Origin of the sequence: Mesorhizobium sp. M1A.F.Ca.IN.022.07.1.1 (assembly GCF_003997575.1) — a bacterium.
In the GTDB taxonomy this organism is placed as follows: domain Bacteria; phylum Pseudomonadota; class Alphaproteobacteria; order Rhizobiales; family Rhizobiaceae; genus Mesorhizobium.
On record NZ_RZST01000110.1, the window covers coordinates 1 to 16,208 of the forward strand.

General features: G+C 62.7%; 18 protein-coding genes. 2 read left to right on the forward strand and 16 right to left on the reverse strand.

From position 1 onward, the window contains the following. From EOA75_RS14640 to EOA75_RS14670, 7 genes are all read right to left on the reverse strand, one after another. Positions 1–263: DeoR family transcriptional regulator (locus tag EOA75_RS14640; protein ID WP_164747390.1), on the reverse strand; the 263-nt coding region annotated here is incomplete at its 3' end. A gap of 110 nt (positions 264–373) precedes the next feature. After that, positions 374–1,801: a pyridoxal-dependent decarboxylase gene (locus EOA75_RS14645; protein WP_127324526.1), complete on the reverse strand. Its 1,428-nt coding sequence runs from the start codon at positions 1,799–1,801 to the stop codon at positions 374–376. Positions 1,802–1,900: 99 nt separating this feature from the next. Continuing rightward, positions 1,901–2,632 (reverse strand): peptidase, encoded by a 732-nt coding sequence (locus EOA75_RS14650; RefSeq protein WP_066992517.1) that lies wholly within the window; start codon positions 2,630–2,632, stop codon positions 1,901–1,903. A gap of 30 nt (positions 2,633–2,662) precedes the next feature. After that, entirely contained in the window at positions 2,663–3,457 is a 795-nt protein-coding gene (locus tag EOA75_RS14655) for a transglutaminase family protein (protein WP_127216941.1), read from the reverse strand. Positions 3,458–3,477: 20 nt separating this feature from the next. Next, positions 3,478–4,419: an alpha-E domain-containing protein gene (locus EOA75_RS14660; RefSeq protein WP_127324527.1), complete on the reverse strand. Its 942-nt coding sequence runs from the start codon at positions 4,417–4,419 to the stop codon at positions 3,478–3,480. A 231-nt stretch (positions 4,420–4,650) separates the two neighbouring features. Continuing rightward, complete coding sequence (locus tag EOA75_RS14665) at positions 4,651–6,063, reverse strand: circularly permuted type 2 ATP-grasp protein (protein WP_066992507.1); 1,413 nt, start codon at positions 6,061–6,063, stop codon at positions 4,651–4,653. Between the two features lie 169 nt (positions 6,064–6,232). Next, positions 6,233–6,469, reverse strand: a complete 237-nt coding sequence (locus tag EOA75_RS14670) for an Lrp/AsnC ligand binding domain-containing protein (protein WP_066992504.1) — start codon at positions 6,467–6,469, stop codon at positions 6,233–6,235. 277 nt (positions 6,470–6,746) lie between these two features. Between EOA75_RS14670 and EOA75_RS14675 the strand changes: the two genes are divergently transcribed. Continuing rightward, positions 6,747–7,166, forward strand: a complete 420-nt coding sequence (locus EOA75_RS14675) for a DUF4864 domain-containing protein (protein ID WP_127324528.1) — start codon at positions 6,747–6,749, stop codon at positions 7,164–7,166. A 6-nt stretch (positions 7,167–7,172) separates the two neighbouring features. Here the strand turns inward: EOA75_RS14675 and tgt are convergent, their stop codons facing one another. From tgt to coaD, 7 genes are all read right to left on the reverse strand, one after another. Next, positions 7,173–8,303 (reverse strand): tRNA guanosine(34) transglycosylase Tgt, encoded by a 1,131-nt coding sequence (tgt, locus tag EOA75_RS14680; RefSeq protein WP_127324529.1) that lies wholly within the window; start codon positions 8,301–8,303, stop codon positions 7,173–7,175. Beyond that, on the reverse strand, positions 8,296–8,565 hold the full coding sequence (locus EOA75_RS14685) for a hypothetical protein (RefSeq protein WP_095780556.1): 270 nt from the start codon (positions 8,563–8,565) through the stop codon (positions 8,296–8,298). Before EOA75_RS14685 ends, tgt begins: the two co-directional genes overlap by 8 nt. Then, positions 8,555–9,643 carry a tRNA preQ1(34) S-adenosylmethionine ribosyltransferase-isomerase QueA gene (queA, locus tag EOA75_RS14690; protein WP_095800791.1) on the reverse strand — a complete coding sequence of 363 codons (1,089 nt, stop codon included), beginning with the start codon at positions 9,641–9,643 and terminating at the stop codon, positions 8,555–8,557. Before queA ends, EOA75_RS14685 begins: the two co-directional genes overlap by 11 nt. Beyond that, positions 9,643–10,092 carry a DMT family transporter gene (locus EOA75_RS14695; RefSeq protein WP_127324530.1) on the reverse strand — a complete coding sequence of 150 codons (450 nt, stop codon included), beginning with the start codon at positions 10,090–10,092 and terminating at the stop codon, positions 9,643–9,645. Before EOA75_RS14695 ends, queA begins: the two co-directional genes overlap by 1 nt. Before the next feature lie 11 nt (positions 10,093–10,103). Next, positions 10,104–10,616, reverse strand: coding sequence for a peptidylprolyl isomerase (locus EOA75_RS14700; protein WP_066992487.1), 513 nt, complete (start codon positions 10,614–10,616; stop codon positions 10,104–10,106). Between the two features lie 29 nt (positions 10,617–10,645). Beyond that, on the reverse strand, positions 10,646–11,143 hold the full coding sequence (locus EOA75_RS14705) for a peptidylprolyl isomerase (RefSeq protein ID WP_245307383.1): 498 nt from the start codon (positions 11,141–11,143) through the stop codon (positions 10,646–10,648). Positions 11,144–11,310: 167 nt separating this feature from the next. Next, positions 11,311–11,811 carry a pantetheine-phosphate adenylyltransferase gene (gene coaD / locus EOA75_RS14710; protein ID WP_095780560.1) on the reverse strand — a complete coding sequence of 167 codons (501 nt, stop codon included), beginning with the start codon at positions 11,809–11,811 and terminating at the stop codon, positions 11,311–11,313. A gap of 193 nt (positions 11,812–12,004) precedes the next feature. Here coaD and EOA75_RS14715 point away from each other — a divergent pair, with 193 nt between their 5' ends. Continuing rightward, positions 12,005–12,157 carry a hypothetical protein gene (locus EOA75_RS14715; RefSeq protein WP_082953674.1) on the forward strand — a complete coding sequence of 51 codons (153 nt, stop codon included), beginning with the start codon at positions 12,005–12,007 and terminating at the stop codon, positions 12,155–12,157. A 48-nt stretch (positions 12,158–12,205) separates the two neighbouring features. Here EOA75_RS14715 and gyrA read toward each other — a convergent pair whose 3' ends face one another. Together gyrA and EOA75_RS14725 are read right to left on the reverse strand one after the other, a co-directional pair. Next, entirely contained in the window at positions 12,206–15,001 is a 2,796-nt protein-coding gene (gene gyrA, locus EOA75_RS14720) for a DNA gyrase subunit A (protein WP_067319763.1), read from the reverse strand. A 187-nt stretch (positions 15,002–15,188) separates the two neighbouring features. Continuing rightward, entirely contained in the window at positions 15,189–16,025 is an 837-nt protein-coding gene (locus EOA75_RS14725; RefSeq protein WP_127216435.1) for an AraC family transcriptional regulator, read from the reverse strand. Between the last annotated feature and the right edge of the window lie 183 nt (positions 16,026–16,208).

A 16,208-nucleotide genomic window follows, 5' to 3' on the forward strand; every position in this document is an offset into this window, starting at 1 on the left:
AGCCTGGCCGCCGCGCGGCCGATCGCCTCCTTCTCATCGGCAGCGATTTTGCGCCGCGCCTCGTATTCCATGTTCTCGATGCCGGACGGGAACAGCGCCCCGCCATGGATGCGCGTCAGCAGCCGCTGGTCACAGAGATCGTTGAGGTCCTTGCGGATGGTCTGCGGCGTCACGCTGAAATGTGTCGCCAGATCGTCGACCAGCACCCGGCCGTTGTCCTTCGCCATCTGGATGATCTCGGCGTGACGGGGCGAAAGGAACATCCGCTATCCTTCATTTTCGTTTTTTCCGTCTATATCGGAAAACGAAAGTGATGGAAAGGGACAGCCGGCCAAGGAAATTCACCTTCTCGCAAAGGCAAACCGGTCTGCAATCAGTTCGTTGCCTCAATGGTAAGCCGGCGCGCAATCTCTGTGACGACATCGAAGGCCGCATCAATATCGCCGGCCGTGGTCTCGAACTGTCCTGCCTGAAAGCGGATCGCCACCCGACCATCGACGCGCGTCTGCGTCAAATAGATGCGTCCGTCCGTGTTGATGGCATCGACGAGACGCAAATTGTGCTCGTCTGGATCGGCACCCTGAGGAGCGCGATGGCGGAACGAGAACAGCGACAACATCGGCTCGGTGACGAGCTCGAAATCCGCTTCCCCGGCCAGGCGTGCGGCAAGCCCCTCGCTCCAGGCTACATGGTTTCGGATCATCTTGCGCAATCCTTCCAGTCCGTGGGCGCGCAGCAGGAACCAGAGTTTCAGCGCACGGAAGCGGCGGCCAAGCGGCACCGACCATTCCGAATAATTGATGATGCCGTCATGACCTCTGGTCTTGAGATAGTCCGGCTTGATGGCCAGCGTGCGCACAAGGTCTTCCGGTTGGCTGACGAACTGGATCGAGCAGTCGAATTGCGCGCCGAGCCATTTGTGCGGATTGAAGACGATGGAATCGGCGCTCTCGACACCGGCCCAGAAATGCCGGTACTCCGGGCAGATCATTGCCGACCCGGCCCAGGCCGCATCGACGTGCAGGTAAAGGCCGTGCCGCTTCGCCACGGCCGCTACGGCAGCGATGTCGTCGGTGCCGCCGGTGCTGGTGCCGCCGACGCAGGCGACAATGCCCGCCGGCAGCAGGCCGGCCTCGCGATCGGCGACAATTGCCGCCTCGAGCGCCGGCGTGTCCATCGCGCGAAAACGACCGGTTACCGGGATACGGATGAGATTCTCCTCGCCGATGCCGGCGACCCAGATCGCTCGGTCGATCGAGGTGTGAACCTGGTTGGAGCAATAGACACGCAGCTTCGCCTGGCCGGCGAGACCTTGTCTGTTTCCCTGCCAGTCAAGCGCCCGCTCGCGCATGGTGAGCACCGCGGCAAGCGTCGCCGACGAAGCCGAATCCTGAATGACACCGGAGAATCCTTCGGGCAGGCCCAGCGCTTGGCGCATCCAGTCGACGATGCGCGTCTCGAGTTCTGTCGCCGCCGGCGAGGTCTGCCACAGCATGCACTGCGCGGCCATCGCCGAGACGAGATACTCGGCCACCACCGAGACCGGCGCCGCGATGGCCGGGAAATAGGCGAAGAAGCGCGGATGCTGCCAATGCGTCATCCCGGGCACGATCTTCGTTTCGAAATCGGCGAAGATTTTTTCCATCGGCTCGGCCGTCTCGGGCGGCGACTCTTCGATGCTCCTGAATATGTCGCCGGGCGCGATCGCCGGCCGCACCGGACGATCGCGCAGGCTGGACCGGTAGTCCACGCCCCAATCCGCGGCTCGCCTCGACCAATCGCGGAATTCTTTCTTGTCCATGTATCCTCTCAGCAGCTGCCGGACCTTGATCGGCCCGCCACTTCGACTTTTAATTAACATGTTAAATATAATGAGGCATCCGCTTCGTAGGCGAACGCCCTAGCCGGGAAAATCGGGCAGGCTGGCGAAGGCCGCCTTTAGCGCGTTGGACCAGCCATCCGATATGGTTCGGTAATATTGGTCGTCATGACCGATCCGCTTCTTCAGGCCGACCTTGAAAGCATCCAGTTCCAGGAAGAGCAGGTCGAGCGGCAGGCCGACCGACAGGTTCGACTTCAGCGTCGAGTCGAAGGAGACCAACAGCAGCTTCACCGTCTCGGCCAGGCTCATCGTGCGGTCATAGGCACGGATGATGATCGGCTTGCCGTATTTGGTCTCGCCGATCTGGAAGAATGGCGTGTCGTCGGTCGACTCGATGAAATTGCCCTCGGGATAGATCATGAACAGCCGGGGTTGGCTGCCCTTGATTTGGCCGCCGAGGATGAAGGAGGCGTTGAAATAGGAATCCGCCTGATCGCCGGCGGGCGAAGAGTGTGCGATCACCTCTTTCACCGTCTCGCCGACCAGACGCACCGTCTGGTACATTGACGGGGTCTCGAGCAGCTTCTCGTGACGGTCGCCGGCCGCCTTGTTGCGCTCGTCCAGCAGGCTGACCACGGCTTGCGTCGTGGCAAGATTGCCTGCAGACATCAGCACGATGACGCGCTCGCCAGGCTCTTCCCAGACATGCATTTTCCTAAAGGTCGAAATCGAATCCATGCCGGCATTGGTGCGCGTGTCCGACATGAACACGAGTCCACGATCGATCTTGAGGCCGACGCAATAGGTCATGGTCGCTCTTCTGGTGAATCTTGGCAGAGACTACTGCTCTACCGTGACGGTGACGGCAAGCTTCTCTTCCGCTTGCCCCAGCAGTATTCCCGACACAGGCGAGGCATCGCGATAGTCCCGACCCGTCGCCACTCTTACATAGCGTTCGTCGGGAGAGATACCGTTGGCGGGATCAAAGGCAACCCACCCTAAGCCCGGCACATGCGCCTCGGCCCAGGCATGGCTTGCCGCCTGCTCGACCGAGGCATCCATCATCAGATAGCCGCTGATATAGCGCGCGGGGAAGCCCATCACGCGCGCCACGGCGGTGAAGATGTGGCTGTGATCCTGGCAGACACCGGCCTTGAGCGTCAGCGCTTCTTCCGCCGGCGTCACGGCGCTGGTCGTCCCGGGCTTATAGGCGACGCGCTCCCGGATCGCGCCCATCAGCTTGTGCAGCCTGTCGATATCCGTCCCCTCCCCGACCGACGCGGCCAGGTCGCGAATGCCGTCGCCGACGGTCGTAAGCGGCGTTTGCTGGCTGAACAGCCAGAGCGGCGCGAAACCATGATGCGCACCGGACACACCGGCGGTGTCGCGCGTCGTCACCTCGCCCGCCGCCTCGACTATGATGGTGTGCTGGCCGCCCTCGGCGCTCACCAGCCGCGTGTCATTGCCGAAATGGTCCGTGAAGCGAACCTCCTCTCGCGCGCCGTCGATCTTGATCACCCAGGACGCAACCGTCTGATTCGATCCGCTGACCGGCATCAGGCGCAGTCGCTGCAACAGGTACTGCACCGGTGCATCGTAGCGGTACTCGGTCCGGTGTGTGATCTTGAGCCGCATGGCGCCTGTCTCTCCAGCGCTCAGTAGAACCGGTAGTCCAGGGCGATCTCATCCCCCAGCCTAGTGTTGTCACGAATGAATTCCGCCAGGAACTCATGCAGGCCGTGGTCGAAAATATCCTTGATCGACCCCTTCTTCAGCATCGTCTGAATTTTCTCGGCGGTGGCGTGGCAGGCATGGCGCTCGCCATAGTCGTCGGCGAGGAATCTCAAATGCTCGCCGAGGAAGCGATAGCAGAAGGTCAGCGAGCGCGGCATACGGACATTGAGGATCAGATAGTCCGCGATGTTGGTCGGCTTGTAGTCCGCGTCATACACCCACCGGTAGGAGCGGTGCGCCGACACCGAGCGCAAGATCGATTCCCATTGATAATTGTCGAGTGTCGAGCCCACCCAGGAGATCGACGGCAAGAGCACATAATATTTCACGTCGAGGATGCGGGCCGTGTTGTCGGCGCGCTCCACATAGGTGCCGAGCTGCGAGAAGTCGAAGATCTCGTTGCGCAGCATCGTGCCGTAGAACGAGCCGCGGATCAGCGCCGTTTCGCGCTTGATCGCGTCGAGCACCGTCGGCAGATCGCGCTCGTCGATCGGCCGTGCCAGCATCCGCTTCAGCGACATCCAGGCCTCGTTGATGCTCTCCCAGGTCTCGCGCGTCAGCGCTGTGCGCACCATGCGCCCATTGTTGCGCGCCGTCTCGATCGAGGCCATCGTACTCGACGGATTCGAAGTATCGCGCAGCAGGAAATCCGAGACGTTGGCGACGGTGTAGTCCTGGTATTTCTGCGAGAAGGCCAGGTCGGAACCGGCGCTGAGCAGCACGGAGTTCCATTCCTCCGACGCGTTCTGCGTGCGCGTCAGCGCCATGCGCAGGCCGGCATCGACCAGGCGCGCCATGTTTTCGGCCCGCTCTATGTAGCGGTTCATCCAGTAGAGACCGTTGGCGGTGCGGCCGAGAAGCATGTCAGCTTGCTCCGGTGTCGAGCGAATAGCGAATAGTGAGTAGCGAGTAGCGAAAAAAAGATTTCATGATCTCTGTTGAAGGCTCCTGATCATCGATCGCAGCATTTTCCGATTTCGTCAGTTTGGTCACCTTCCAAACAATTAGGTCTCTGTAAGAATTGATTGCGTCGGATCCCCCTCTTTCCCTATTCGCTATTCGCTATTCGCTATTCGCTACTCTCTATTCGCTCTTTAATCATCCAACACCCACGTGTCCTTCGTCCCACCGCCTTGCGAGGAGTTGACCACAAGCGACCCCTCCTTGAGCGCGACGCGAGTCAGGCCGCCCGGGACGATCTGGATACGATCCGAAACCAGCACATAAGGCCTGAGATCGACATGGCGCGGCGACAGCCCCTTCTCGGTCAGGATCGGGCATGTCGACAGCGCGAGCGTCGGCTGGGCGATGTAATTGCCGGGTTTGGCCTGCAGCTTCTTGGCGAACGCCTCGCATTCCTTCTTGGTCGCCGCGGGGCCGACCAGCATGCCGTAGCCGCCGGAGCCGTGCACTTCCTTGATGACAAGCTCGCCGATGTGCTCCAGCACATATTTGAGGCTGTCGGGCTCCGAGCAGCGCCAGGTCGGGATGTTGCCGAGGATCGCCTTGCGGCCTGTGTAGAACTCGACGATCTCGGGCATATAGGAATAGATCGCCTTGTCGTCGGCGATGCCGGTGCCCGGCGCGTTAGCGATGGTGATGTTGCCGGCCCGATAGACATCCATGATGCCTGGCACGCCGAGCGCGGAATCCGGCCGGAAGGTCAGCGGATCGAGGAAGGCGTCGTCCACGCGCCGGTAAAGCACGTCGATCTGCTTGTAGCCTTCGGTGGTGCGCATCGTGACATGGCCGTCGACCACGCGCAGATCCTGTCCTTCGACCAGTTGCACGCCCATCTGGTCGGCGAGGAAGGCGTGCTCGAAATAGGCGGAGTTGTAGCTGCCCGGCGTCAGCACCGCGATGGTCGGCGCGCCCTTTGCGCTCTGCGGCCGCACTGCCGCCAGCGACTGGCGCAGCAGTTGCGGATAGTTCTCTACCGGCCGCACCTTGATCTGCTGGAACAGCTCCGGGAAGAGCTGCATCATCGTCTCGCGGTTCTCCAGCATGTAGGAGACGCCCGACGGCGTGCGGGCATTGTCCTCAAGCACGTAGAATTCGTTCTCGCTGATGCGCACGATGTCGACGCCGATGATGTGGGTGTAGACGCCGGCCGGCGGTCTCACACCGATCATCTCCGGCAGGAACGCTTCATTCTTCGCCACCAGTTCTTTGGGAACGCGCCCGGCGCGCAGGATTTCCTGGCGGTGGTAGATATCGTCGAGAAAGGCGTTGAGCGCCTGCACGCGCTGCTCGATGCCCTGCGTCAGCCGGCGCCATTCCTGGCCGGAAATGATGCGCGGGACGATGTCGAAGGGGATCAGCCGTTCGGAAGCTTCCTGCTCGCCATAGACGGCGAAGGTGATGCCGGTCTTGCGGAAGACGCGTTCGGCGTCCTCCATTTTCTGGGTGAGCCTGGCCGGGTCCTGTTCCTTCAGCCAGCGATCATAAGCCTGGTATGGTCTTCTCAATCCGGAGACTTCCGGAAGCATTTCGTCGAACGCTGCCAATCGCGTACTCCCCTCTGAAGCCATTTCACTGGCCCGGCTGGAGAAAATCAAGCGCAATCGATGATTTGGGCGGCGCTGGCGGCCGTCCTACGCAAATTGCCTACGATTAGGGCAGCGGGAGCGACGCCGGGTCAGATCCTGCCCGGTGAGCGGGCATCAAACGGCAAAATCAGAACGCCCGGAAAGTGACGATGGTGAAGGTGTCCTTGATTCCAGGCAGGATCTGCACCCGTTCATTGATGAAGTGCCCGATGTCTTCCTCGTCGTCGACATAGAATTTTGCGAGCAGGTCGTAATTGCCGGCGGTCGAATAGATTTCGGAGGCGATCTCGGCATCGGCGAGCGCGCTGGCGACCTCATAGGCTTTGCCCAGATCGCACTTTATCTGCACGAAAAATGCCTTCATTTCCGGTCCTGCCAGTCTTCGCGAATGAGCGGCCCTTGTGGCAGACTGGCGACGGGCTTTCAAGCATCAGGCTGCACGCGCCTTGGCGGCCGCTTGCCGCAACTTCGCGATCGGCATGCCACACCGGCACGGGGACGCCACCAAGGACAGTTCGGGAACACCTCAGGTCAGGTCCTAGCGGAGGCATCCATGCAGGCAAGAAATCTGCGAAACGGTGAAACCACGGCACGCCGGCCAGCGTATGATAGTTGTTCCACGCGAATTCTGGAGGCAGGCCATGCGCCGCGTATTGTTCGCACTCGCTCTCGTTCCGATGGTTCTTGCATCCATGGCCTTCGCCGGTGACGCCGAGATCAAAGCGGCGCAAACAGTCATCGACAGCCAGCTCAAGGCCTTTCTCGCCGATGACGGCGCCACCGCCTACAGCTTCGCCGCGCCAAATGTGAAGCGGATCTTCCCGACCGTCGACACCTTCATGAACATGGTGACCAACGGCTATGCGCCGGTGCGCAGGCCGCACAACTATTCCTTCGGCAAGGTGGAGCAGACCGGGCCGGCCTCGATCGTCCAGCAGGTGCTGATCGTCGGGCCCGACGGCAAGGACCATGAGGCGGTGTACACGCTCGAACAGCAGCCCGACGGCAGCTTTAAGATCACCGGCTGCAGCCTGCGCGCCGCGACTTCGGTGAGCACATAAAAGCGCTCATAGCGCCGGCAGATCGCCCCTCGCCCAGCCTTCCGAAATCTCGGCAGCGCGCGTCTCGAAGGCTTTTGCCTCGATCGCGGCGCGGATGTCCTGCATCAGCTTCTGGTAGTAGGACAGGTTGTTCCAGGTGAGCAGCATTGCGCCGAGCGACTCCTGCGAGCGTGCGAGATGATGCAAATAGGCGCGCGAATAGTCGCGCGCGGCGGGACAGTCGCTTTCCTCGTCCAGCGGACGCGGATCGTCGGCATGGCGGGCGTTGCGCAGGTTGATCTTGCCGCGGCGCGTGTAGGCCAGACCATGGCGGCCGGCACGCGTCGGCATCACGCAGTCGAACATGTCGATGCCGCGTGCCACGGATTTCAAGATGTCGTCCGGGGTGCCGACACCCATCAGGTAGCGCGGCCTGTCGGCCGGCAGTTCCGGGCAGGTTATGTCCAACATCTCCAGCATCACCGCCTGCGGCTCGCCGACCGCCAGCCCACCGACGGCATAGCCTTTGAGGTCCATCGCCGCCAACGCCTGCGCCGAACGCACGCGCATCACAGCACTGTCGCCGCCCTGCACGATGCCGAACATCGCCTTGCCCGGCTGATCGCCGAACGCCGTCTTGCAGCGTTCGGCCCAGCGCAGCGACAGTTCCATGGCGCGCTCGATTTCCTTCGGCTTGGCGGGAAGCGCCGTACACTCGTCGAGCTGCATCTGGATATCGGAATCGAGCAGCCCCTGGATTTCGATCGACCGCTCCGGCGACATCTCGTAGCGCGCACCGTCGATATGCGAGCGGAAGGTGACGCCCGTTTCGCTAAGCTTCCTCAGCTTCGACAGCGACATTACCTGGAAGCCGCCGCTATCGGTCAGGATCGGGTGCGGCCAGCGCGCGAATTCATGCAGGCCGCCGAGCTTCGCCACGCGCTCGGCGCCTGGCCTGAGCATCAAATGATAGGTATTGCCGAGGATGATGTCGGCGCCGACACCGCGCACCTGATCCATATACATGGCCTTGACGGTGCCGCCGGTGCCGACCGGCATGAAGGCCGGCGTGCGGATCTCGCCGCGCGGCATGCTGATGAGGCCTCGACGCGCCTTGCCGTCGGTGGCGAGCAGCTTGAAAGAGAAAGTCTCAGCCATCGAATTCCTTGTCGTGCACCGGGGCGCCGGGTGCCTGCTCGTCGAGCGACTGCCGGTAGCGGATGCAGCCGCGCATGAATTTCGGCCACGGCGGCACGGCGATCGCCGGCTCGGTCTTCTCCGGCAGCAGGTCCCAGAGGTCGGGATGATGCCAGCAGAGATCATGGCCGGTCGCATCGCGATGCGCGCGGATACCGGCGCGCAGCTTTGTCACTTCCGCGATGAGCGCCTCGCGGTCCATTCTCTCTAGATCATCGTCCATCGCTCGTCTCCGCTCGGTAAAGCAGGCTGGAGTCCCCGTAGGAGTAGAACCTGTAGCGGCTCTCGATGGCATGCGCATAGGCCGAACGCATCGCGTCCAGTCCGCTGAAGGCCGAGACCAGCATGAACAGCGTCGAGCGCGGCAGATGGAAATTGGTCATCAGCATGTCAGCTGTCTTGAAGCGGTAGCCGGGGGTGATGAAGATATCGGTCGGCCCGGACCAGGCCTCGATCCTGCCATCCTCAAGCGCAGCACTTTCCAGAAGGCGCAGCGAGGTCGTGCCGACGGCGACAAGCCGCCCTCCCCGCGCTCTTGCAGCGTTGAGCGCGTCTGCCGTTTCTTGGCTCACCAAGCCCGTTTCCGCGTGCATCTTATGGTCGGCGGTGTCGTCGGCCTTAACCGGCAAAAAAGTGCCGGCGCCGACATGCAGCGTGACGAAGCGCCGCTCGATGCCCTTGGCTTCCAGCGCTGCAAACAGCTCCGGCGTGAAATGCAGGCCGGCGGTGGGGGCCGCGACCGCGCCCTCTTCCCTGGCATAGATGGTCTGGTAGTCGCTGCGGTCGCGCTCGTCGTCATCTCGCCTCGAGGCGATGTATGGCGGCAATGGGATGTGGCCTACGGCGTGCATTGCCTCGTCGAGAAAGACGCCCGAGAGGTCGAAGCCGAGCAACACCTCGCCCGCCTCGCCTTTCTCGATCACCGTCGCGTCGAGCTGGCCGAGAAAGCAGGAATTCTGGTCGTGGCCGAAATGAATGCGGTCGCCGACGGCGATGCGCTTGCCGGGCCGCATGAAGGCCCGCCAGCGGTCCGGCGCGAGCCGCATATGCAGCGTGGCCTCGACCTGCGCCATCGCTTCGCCGCGCTTGCGGATGCCTTTCAGCTGGGCCGGAATGACCTTGGTATCGTTGAATACCAGCACGTCGCCTTCTCTCAGCAGCGACGGCAGATCGCTGACGGTGCGGTCGCGCAGCGTTTCGCCCGGTTTGACCACCAATAGCTTGGCGCTGTCACGCGGCTCCGCCGGGCGCAGCGCAATGCGCTCCTCCGGCAGGTCGAAGTCGAAAAGATCGACGCGCATCAGTAGAGCCGGATGAGCAGCGCTCCAACGAGCAGCAGCACGGCGCCGGCCACGCGGCCAAGCGAGACCTCGCGCACGGCAACACCAAGGAAGCCGGCCCGGTCGACCAGCATGCCGGCGATCAGTTGGCCGGCGACCAGGAAGGCCATCAGCGCCGCCGCGCCGATGCGCGGCGTGAGAATGGTGGAGAGCGTGACGTAGAATCCGCCGAGCATGCCGCCGGTGACGAACAGCCAGGGTGCCGGCGCCTTCCAGTCGAGCGAGAGGCCCTGCAGCTTCACCACGGCGATCGCGATGATACCGAGAACGACGGCGCCCGACAGGAACGAGAAAGCGGCGGCCGCGACCGGAAGGCCGAGGCCGCGCGCCAATTGCGAGTTGATCGGCGCCCGGATGGCGATGAAGGCGCCGGACAGGATGCCGAGCAGGGACCAGACTGCGCCCATCATCGTACTATGCCTTACTTGACGTCGGCCGCGACCTTCAGCGACACGATCTTGTCGGGATCCTGCACCGGCTCGCCGCGCTTGATCTTGTCGACATTCTCCATGCCTTCGATGACCTGGCCCCAGACCGTGTACTGGCGATTGAGGAAGGAGGCATCGTCAAAGCAGATGAAGAACTGCGAGTTCGCCGAGTTCGGGTTCTGCGCCCGCGCCATCGAGCAGGTGCCGCGGCCGTGATTGGCGTTGGAGAATTCGGCCTTGAGGTCCGGCTTGTCGGAGCCGCCCATGCCAGCGCGCGACGGGGCGAAGGTCGGCTTCGAGGAGTTGCCGAACTTGACGTCGCCGGTCTGCGCCATGAAGCCGTCGATGACACGGTGGAACACCACGCCGTCATAGGCGCCCTCGCGCGCCAATTCCTTGATGCGCGCGACGTGACCGGGCGCAAGGTCCGGATACATTTCGATGACGACCTCGCCCTTGGTCGTTTCCATGATGAGCGCGTTCTCGCGGTCCTTGATCTCAGCCATGTCAGAAAATCCTTTTGAAAATCGAGCAGTTACTTGCTGTCGGCAGCGATGCGGACTTTGATCATGCGGTCCGGGTCCTTGACCGTGCCGTTGTCCGCCTCATCGCCCTTCTTGATCTTGTCCACCAGATCCATGCCGCTCTCCACCTTGCCGACAATGGTGTACTGCCCGTCGAGGTTCGGCGCGGGCGCGAACATGATGAAGAACTGGGAATTGGCCGAGTTCGGGTCCTGTGAGCGGGCCATGCCGACCACGCCACGGGTGAATTGCTCGGTCTGCGAGAACTCGGCAGGCAGATCGGGAAGGTCGGATCCGCCCGTGCCGACAGCCTCGGGATTAAAACCCTTCTTCATGTTGCCGAACTTGACGTCGCCGGTCTGGGCCATGAAGCCGTCGATGACGCGATGGAAGGCGACATTGTCATAGGCGCCCTCGCGCACCAGCTTCTTGATCTGCGCCACATGCTTCGGCGCCAGATCGGGACGCAGCGCGACGGTCACGTCACCGTCCTTCAGCGTGATGATCATGGTGTTTTCCTTGTCGGCTGCCGAGGCCGGCAAGGACGCCGCCAAAACGCCGGCAAGCACGACAAGCAACGAAGCAAGCTTTTTCAGCTGCATGAGGTTCTCCGAAAGTCTTTGTTTGGGTGCATGTCGTTGCCCCAAAACCGGGATCCACCTTTGGGCGACATGCACTATTTCGCGAATTTGGCAGTGAGGGCGCCTGCGACCGCCGCCGGCACGAACGGGCGGATGTCGCCGCCCATCGACGCAATCTGGCGGACAAGTGTGGCGGTAATGGTGCGCACAGACGGGCTGGCCGGCAGGAAAACCGTCTGCAGCTCCGGCGCCATGGTCTCGTTCATGCCCGCCATCTGCATCTCATAGTCGAGATCGGTGCCGTCGCGCAGGCCGCGGATGATGATCGAGGCGCCATGCTTCCTGGCGGCGTCGATGACCAGCCCATCGAACGAGACGACCTTGATGCGGTCGCTGTCGCGGCCGAATTCCGCCTTGGTCGCGGCCTCGATCAGCTTCACGCGTTCCTCGAAGGAAAACAGCGGCGTCTTGCCGGGATGAATGCCGATTGCAGCGTAGACGGTGTCGGCCACGGCAAGCGAAGCCTTCAACACGTCGAGGTGACCATTGGTCAGCGGGTCGAAGGAGCCGGCGTAAAGGGCGGTGCGTTCGGTCATGGCAGGCTTCTAGCGAGCCTCTCCGACAAAGGCAAATCCCATTGCTGCGCCCGGTCGTGAACCTTTTCACGGACGTCAACGACAGACGAATGCGACAATCACGAACGCTTCACGCAGCATTCACCAGCTTGCCGCTTCAGGAGATGAAACCAAAGCACCATCCTTATCGTTGTGATCGCAGGAGAACACGCAAATGCTGATCTACATGCTTGCCACTGCAATGACCATCGTGATGCTGATCGCCACCGCATTCGGGTTGCACCAGGAAGCGGCGCGGGTGCGCATCAAGACCAACACCAAGCGGCTCGATGGCTTCGTAGGCCGCAACCTGTACCACCGCCGCTGACTTCCAGCCATGATCGCACCGGCCAAGGGCCGGTGGCGCGCAGTAAGGCTATTCGGGATTTCCCTCGCCCGAATCTTCTGCGGTGTCGGCTTCACCCGAAGGCGCTTCCTCGGCTTCCTCGTCCGACTGCGGCTCCGAAATCCGCTCGACCGACACCACCTTCTCACCTTCGGCGGTGTTGAAGATGGTCACCCCCTTGGTGGCACGGCTGGCGAAGCGGATGCCATCGACGGGCACGCGGATGACGGTCCCGCCATCCGATACCAGCATGATCTGATCGTCGTTGCCGACCGGGAAGGTCGCGACCAGCCGGCCGATCTCGGCCACTTTCGAGACATCCGTGGCGCGGATGCCCTTGCCGCCGCGACCCGTCAGGCGGAAATCATAGGACGAGGAACGCTTGCCGTAGCCGTATTCGGTCACCGTCAGCACAAGCTGCTCGTGCATCTTGAGGAATTCGTAGCGCTCGTCGGAAAGCTCGGCTTCCTCGCCGATCTCCTCATTGGTCAGCGCGATCTCTTCCTCCTCGGCTGCACCGCCGGCGGCAAGCCGACGCTCGGATGCCGCACGCTTCAGATAGGCCGCGCGCTCAGCCGGTGAAGCATCTACATGTTCGATCACCGACATCGAGATCACGCGGTCGGTTTCGGCCATGGCGATGCCGCGCACGCCGACGGAATTGCGGCTCTGGAAGACGCGCACATCGGAGACCGAGAAGCGGATGCACTGGCCGGAATTCGCCGTCAGCAGCACGTCGTCATTGTCCGTGCAGGTCTCGACGCCGAGGATTTCGTCGCCTTCTTCCTCCAGCTTCATGGCGATCTTGCCGTTGCGGTTGACCTGGACGAAGTCGGACAGCTTGTTGCGTCGCACGGTGCCGCGCGTGGTTGCGAACATCACGTCGAGCTCGCCCCAGCTCGTCTCGTCCTCCGGCAGCGGCATGATGGTGGTGATGCGCTCGCCCTGCTCGAGCGGCAGCATGTTGATCAGCGCCTTGCCGCGCGACTGTGGGTTGCCGACCGGCAGGCGCCAGACCTTTTCCTTGTAGACGATACCGCGCGAGGAGAAGAACAGCACTGGCGTATGCGTGTTGGCGACGAATAGCCGGGTGACGAAATCTTCTTCCTTGGTCGACATGCCGGAGCGGCCCTTGCCGCCGCGACGCTGCGCCCGGTAGAGCGACAGCGGCACGCGCTTGATGTAGCCGGAATGGCTGACCGTGACGACCATGTCCTCGCGCTGGATCAGGTCTTCGTCTTCCATGTCCGCCCCGCCCTCGGCGAGTTCCGTGCGGCGCGGCGTGCCGAACTCGTCGCGGACGGCGATCAGCTCGTCCTTGACGATCTGCTGGATGCGCGCGCGAGAAGACAAGATGTCAAGGTAATCAAGGATTTCAGCGCCGATCTTGTTCAACTCGTCGGCGATCTCGTCGCGGCCGAGCGCGGTCAGGCGCTGCAGGCGCAAGTCGAGGATGGCGCGGGCCTGCTCTTCGGATAGATTGTAGGTGCCGTCCTCGTTGATGCGGTGGCGCGGATCATCGATCAGCTGGATCAGCGGAGCGACGTCGTGCGATGGCCAGCGCCGTTCCATCAACTGCTCGCGCGCGGTCTGCGGATCTGGCGCGGTGCGGATCAGCTTGATCACCTCATCGATGTTGGCGACGGCGATAGCGAGACCGACCAGCACATGGGCGCGCTCGCGCGCCTTGCGCAGAAGATATTTCGTGCGCCGGCTGATAACCTCCTCGCGGAAGCCGACAAAGGCCTTCAGCATGTCGATCAGCGTCAGCACTTCCGGCTTGCCGCCGTTCAGCGCGACCATATTGGCGCCGAACGAGGTCTGCAGCGGCGTGAAGCGGTAAAGCTGATTCAAAATGACGTCGGCGACCGCCTCGCGCTTGAGCTCGACGACGACACGGTAGCCCTGGCGGTCGCTCTCGTCGCGGATGTCGGAGATGCCCTCGATGCGCTTCTCGCGCACGAGTTCGGCCATCTTCTCGATCATCGCCGCCTTGTTCACCTGATAGGGAATCTCGGTGATGATGATCGATTCACGGTCGTTGCCGCGCGCCTCGATGTTGACGCGGCCGCGCATGACGATCGAGCCGCGGCCCGTCGAATAGGCATTGTAGATGCCGGAGCGGCCAAGCACGATGCCGCCGGTCGGGAAATCCGGACCGGGCACGATCTCCATCAGCGCAGGCAGGTCGATCGCCGGATTGTCGATGATGGCGATGGCGCCGTTGCAGACTTCGGCCAGATTGTGCGGCGGGATGTTGGTGGCCATGCCGACGGCGATGCCGCCCGAGCCGTTGACGAGCAGGTTCGGGAAGCGGGCCGGCAGCACCTTGGGCTCGGTGGCGGAGGCGTCGTAGGTGTCCTGGAAATCGACGGTTTCCTTGTCGATGTCCTCCAGCAGCTCATGCGCAACCTTGGTCAGCCGGGACTCGGTGTAGCGCATCGCCGCCGGCGGGTCGCCGTCGATCGAGCCGAAATTGCCCTGACCGTCGATCAGCGGCACGCGCAGCGACCAATCCTGGGCCATGCGCACCAGCGCGTCATAGATCGAGGCGTCGCCATGCGGATGGTATTTACCCATCACGTCGGCGACCGGGCGCGCCGACTTCACATATTTGCGGTTCCAGTGATAGCCGCTCTCATGCGAGGCATAGAGGATGCGGCGGTGCACCGGCTTCAGGCCGTCGCGCACGTCGGGCAGCGCCCGACTGACGATCACACTCATGGCGTAATCGAGATAGGAGCGCTGCATCTCCTCGATGATCGAAATCGGCTCGATGCCGGTGGGGCCGCCCTCCGGCCCGCGCGGTGTCTTCTGGTCGGTCAAATCAGGTCACAATCCAGTCGGGAATCACTCGCCGCTTATATAGGAAGCCGGGCTGAAACTCCAATGGCTACGGCACTTTTCCAAAGACAATTTCGGCGGCAATTTCAAATGGATACCGCTGATTGCGACGATATGGCCAAAGCCACACTTTGAGCTCGCAGGCCAAGTCGATCTCGAACGGCCTTGGCTAATGCCCGCGTCTGCCCGCCCGTTTGCAGCGGTAGGCGCCGGGCGCTTCTCCCATCTCGCGCCGGAACCTCCGGTTGAAGGTCGAAAGGTCGTTGAAGCCGGCATCGAACGCAATCGTCGAGATCGCTTCGTTCGACGCGCACAGCCGCACCGCGGCCCGATGCAGCCTGGTCCTCAGCAGGAACTGATAGGGCGTCATGCCGGCGACATGACGGAACGTGCGCAGGAAATGATACGGGCTGGTCGCCGTGCCGTCGGCGAGTTCGGTCAGCGATAGCCGGCGATCGGCGTTGAGCTCGATCAAACGCACCGCCTCGGCTACGCGTTTCTGGTCGCGGGCGCTGGGTGTCCGGGCAACCTCGGACGAATTGGCCGCAGCCCCGACCACCGCGCAGGCAATGCGCAGACCGAGTTCCTCGAACGCCTCGCCGTCGCCCGTTTGCTGCGCCGCCTCCGCTTGCGCCAGCAACGGCGCCAGCACCGGCAAGGGCGGCAGGCGTGGGTCGGCAAAGCCGAGCCGGCTTGCGCCCGGCACATCGGCGACGACGCGCTCCATATAGGCCGGCGAAAAATGGAAGGAGAGGCAGCGGTCGCCCGCGCCGTGCTCGTGGCCGCACTCGTAGCAGGCGCCCGGATTGCCGAGCAGGATGGCGCCTGGAGCAAGCATTGCCGTGCCCTGGCGCGTCCGGTAGCGGAACGTGCCCCTGGTCACGGCGGCGACGCAGAAACCGCGATGCTGTTCTTCAAACGGGCGGTCGCCGGCGCGAGCCGTGCAGATCACGTCGGATACCTGCCAGCCATGCCCTGAGGCCAGGTTTTTTTCAGTCGTCGCCATCGCGAAAAAATAGCAATTTTTCCCAAGCCCAGAACCCCGCCATGCCCCTATTGCTCGCCTCTCCTGACAAAGAGGCAGCAACCATGACCGATCCCTTTGCCGAAGCCCTGCACAGCGACGCTCCCAATCCGGATCTCGCCGAAAAGCTCAAACTCTACGGCCGCTTCATCGGCGCCTGGACCC